A 3,312-nucleotide genomic window follows, 5' to 3' on the forward strand; every position below is an offset into this window, starting at 1 on the left:
ATTAGATTTTTGATGTCCTTATTTTGTTGCCATTACCAAGCTTGGGGAGCCTGAAACGATAGCATGCTAAGGGTTTGAGACTTTTGTCCCCTGAGTCTTCAGGTCATTAGTCTCGTATGTGCCTTGTACGATTGAACAACCTTTCCGGCTGCTCCGCAGCCACCTTTCCAAGCTTGGAAAGGTGGGGCCCTGCAGCATGCTTTACGCTTTCCTCAAATGTGCCTTGCATCTGTAGTGCAGAAAATATAAAAGGGCGCGGCTATATCATTTGTGCCGCGCCACCTTCCCGAGTCCCGTTTCCCGAGTCCCGATCGATTCAGAGTTTCGAAGACAGCTGAAAATTCAAAGTTTCGAAGAATTCAGCCCAAAATCAAAAATGGCCGCCTCATGAATTTGGCGGCCACCTTCCCGAGTCCCCAGTCCCGAGTCCCGATCGATTCAAAGTTTCGAAGACGGCTGATTTTTCAAAGTTTCAAAGAATTCAGCCATTCTAAGAACTGCGAACTGATAACTTTTATTTCACTGGGTAAAAAAATGAATGGAGTGAAAGTTTATTTCACGTATTTCACTACTTTTGCCGGGTTTCCTACGGCTATGGCGTAATCGGGGATGTCCCGGTTGACTATGGATCCTGTGCCTATAACGGCTCCTTTTCCGATGGTGACTCCGGGGAGGATGGATACATTGGCTCCGATCCAGGCTTTTTCTTTGATAATGACCGGGGCGGTATGGATGAGGGTGAGTTTTTTCGGATCGTGGTTGACGGTCAGAATGGTGACGTTTGGTCCGATCATGACGTTATCTTTGATAATGATTCCGCCTAATGCCATGACGGAAAGGCCATAATTGATGTAGCATTTTTTCCCTACGTACATGAAACGGCCCATATCGATGTGGAAGGGGGGAATCATTTTCGCTCCTTCGGGGAATTCGGGGAGGAGTTCCCGGATGAGGTCATTGATTTCTCCGTGGTACAGGGGATCGGTGCCATTGATTTCCCAGCACAGGTGGGTGCTCCGTCCTATTTCTTTGCGGACTGCTGGGGCGGCAGGGCCTTCCATATCATAGATGCCGGTTTTCCATATTTCTTCAAAGACGTCCATAGTGTGCTCCTTTGGTAAAAGCTGTGGTATATATGTATTGTATCATAACTTTAGGCAGCAGTTCTCAGTTCTCAGTGAAGGCGTCATCTTAAAATGAGGGCATCCTTTTTAAAGGGAAACTTTCATCTTTGAAAGCTTTTGAATCGGGGACGTCGGGAGTATCGGGAGGCATCCCGACAGCCCCGATACTCCCGAGATTCCCGATACTCCCGATTCAAAGGCAGTCAGGAAATCAGTTTCCCTTTACGTTCAAAAATTTGTCAATACTTCCCTTATTTCCATCTTGACAAAGTCCCATGGGAGACTGATAATTTAGGAAATCATCACAAAAGGGGGATTTTGTTATGGCAAATAAGAAAATGTATGCTTTGGGGTCCAATCGTTCCGTGATCCGCGACCTTTTCGATTATGGTCAGGAGCAGGCGAAGATTGTGGGCAGGGACCATGTATTTGATTTTTCCATCGGAAATCCGACGGTGCCGGCTCCGGATTGTGTGCCGGAATGTGTCATCGATATGGAAAAGACGAAGTCTTCTCTGGAAATCAACGGGTATACGGCAGCAGCAGGGGATCCGTCTGTCCGCGCAGGCCTGGCTGATTTCATGAATAAGACGTACGGCGCGGGTGTTAAGGGCAGCGATTTTTATATGACCTGCGGCGCTTCGGCTTCTCTGGCCATTACTCTCCATGCTTTGATCGAGGAGGAAGGGGAGGAAATCATCATCAATGCGCCGTTTTTCCCGGAATATACGGTATTTATTTCCAATGCCGGCGGAAAGGAAGTCATCATTCCGGCGGATACGGAACATTTCCAGCTGAATCTGTCCGCTCTGGAAGAGGCGATTTCTCCAAAGACCCGGGCGGTCCTCATCAATTCTCCGAATAATCCGTCCGGTGCGGTGTATTCTCCGGAAACCATCGAAGCCCTGGGAAAACTGCTGGCGAAGAAGTCCGCTGAGCTGGGCCACACGATTTATCTGATTTCCGATGAACCGTACCGCGAAATCATTTATGACGGCCTCCCCATCGTGTATGTGCCGAAGTATTATAAGAATACGGTGATCTGCTATTCTTATTCCAAGTCCCTGTCGCTTCCGGGCAACCGTATCGGGTATATCCTGGTGCCGGAAGAATGTGATCAGCATGATGAACTTTATGCGGCGGTCTGCGGCGCAGGCCGGGCTCTGGGCTATGTGTGCGCACCGAATCTTTTCCAGAAGGTGGTCCTGGCCTGCCTGGGGAAGACTTCCGATGTTTCTATTTACGATGTGAACCGCAAACTGATTTACAATGGCCTGAAAGAACTGGGCTATGAATGTGTGTATCCGGAAGGGGCTTTCTATCTTTTCGTCAAAGCACCGGATGGAAATTCCATTGATTTCATGAATCGCGCGAAGAAGCTGAATATCCTCATCGTGGCTACCGATACTTTCGGATGCCCGGGCTATGTCCGCGTTTCCTACTGCGTGGATCCGGAAATGATCAAACGGTCCCTGCCGTACTTCAAGAAACTGATGGAGTCCTATAAATAATTTTGTGGAAATAAAAAGCCTGCCTTGTCATAGGCGGGCTTTTTTCGTGGGAAACGGGGATTGCGGATTGCGGGAAGGTGGCGGGCATCAGAATGATGAAGCCCGCCATTTTTGATTTTGAACTGAATTCTTCGCAGCTTTGAATCATCAACTGTCTTTGAAACTCTGAATCGTCCGGGAATCGGGACATCGGGATTCGGGAAGGTGCGCTGCACAATTCATGAAGCAGCGCAGATTGAATTCTGCCTTCGGCTCTCATCTTTGCCGGGAATGGCGCGGAGACATAAGGGTGACATGGAAGTTCCGGGTTCCGAGAGGTTCCTTTAGTACGTAACGCATAGGGCTTTTGAGCCATTTGGCATTCTTGCGATAGTCAGCCCCGCAATACCTGCTTGCGGGAGCTTCCCCCGTTGGGGGACGCCAGACGATTTCGATGAAGTTTAATTGGCTGACAAAGTGCAGTTCCCTCCCACCGCTGTCGCGGAGCCCTCCGGGATAAGTTTACCTTTAAGCTCATTTTCGACTTGTATGATCGTACATCCCCCCACCGCTTCGCGGAGCCCCCCGAACTTCGGGTAATGGCAACAAAATAAGGACATCAAAAATCTAATATTGTAGATTTTTAGGTTTATTAGATAAAAATTAACCTTCTAATCTATCCGACCTATCCTTAATGG

At 48.6% G+C, this 3,312-nt stretch carries 2 protein-coding genes; one reads left to right on the top strand and one right to left on the bottom strand.

All coding sequences use genetic code 11. The annotated features are described in order from the left end of the window. Positions 1 to 551: 551 nt before the first annotated feature. Positions 552 to 1,103, bottom strand: coding sequence for a DapH/DapD/GlmU-related protein (locus VZT47_RS09810; RefSeq protein WP_330224781.1), 552 nt, complete (start codon positions 1,101 to 1,103; stop codon positions 552 to 554). 344 nt (positions 1,104 to 1,447) lie between these two features. On the opposite strand from VZT47_RS09810, the gene VZT47_RS09815 reads away from it, so the two are divergent. Next, a complete protein-coding gene (locus VZT47_RS09815; protein ID WP_330224782.1) occupies positions 1,448 to 2,635 on the top strand; it encodes a pyridoxal phosphate-dependent aminotransferase in 1,188 nt (395 codons plus the stop codon). The last annotated feature ends 677 nt before the right edge of the window (positions 2,636 to 3,312 follow it).

This window comes from Dialister sp. (assembly GCF_036343215.1).
In the GTDB taxonomy this organism is placed as follows: Bacteria; Bacillota; Negativicutes; order Veillonellales; family Dialisteraceae; genus Dialister.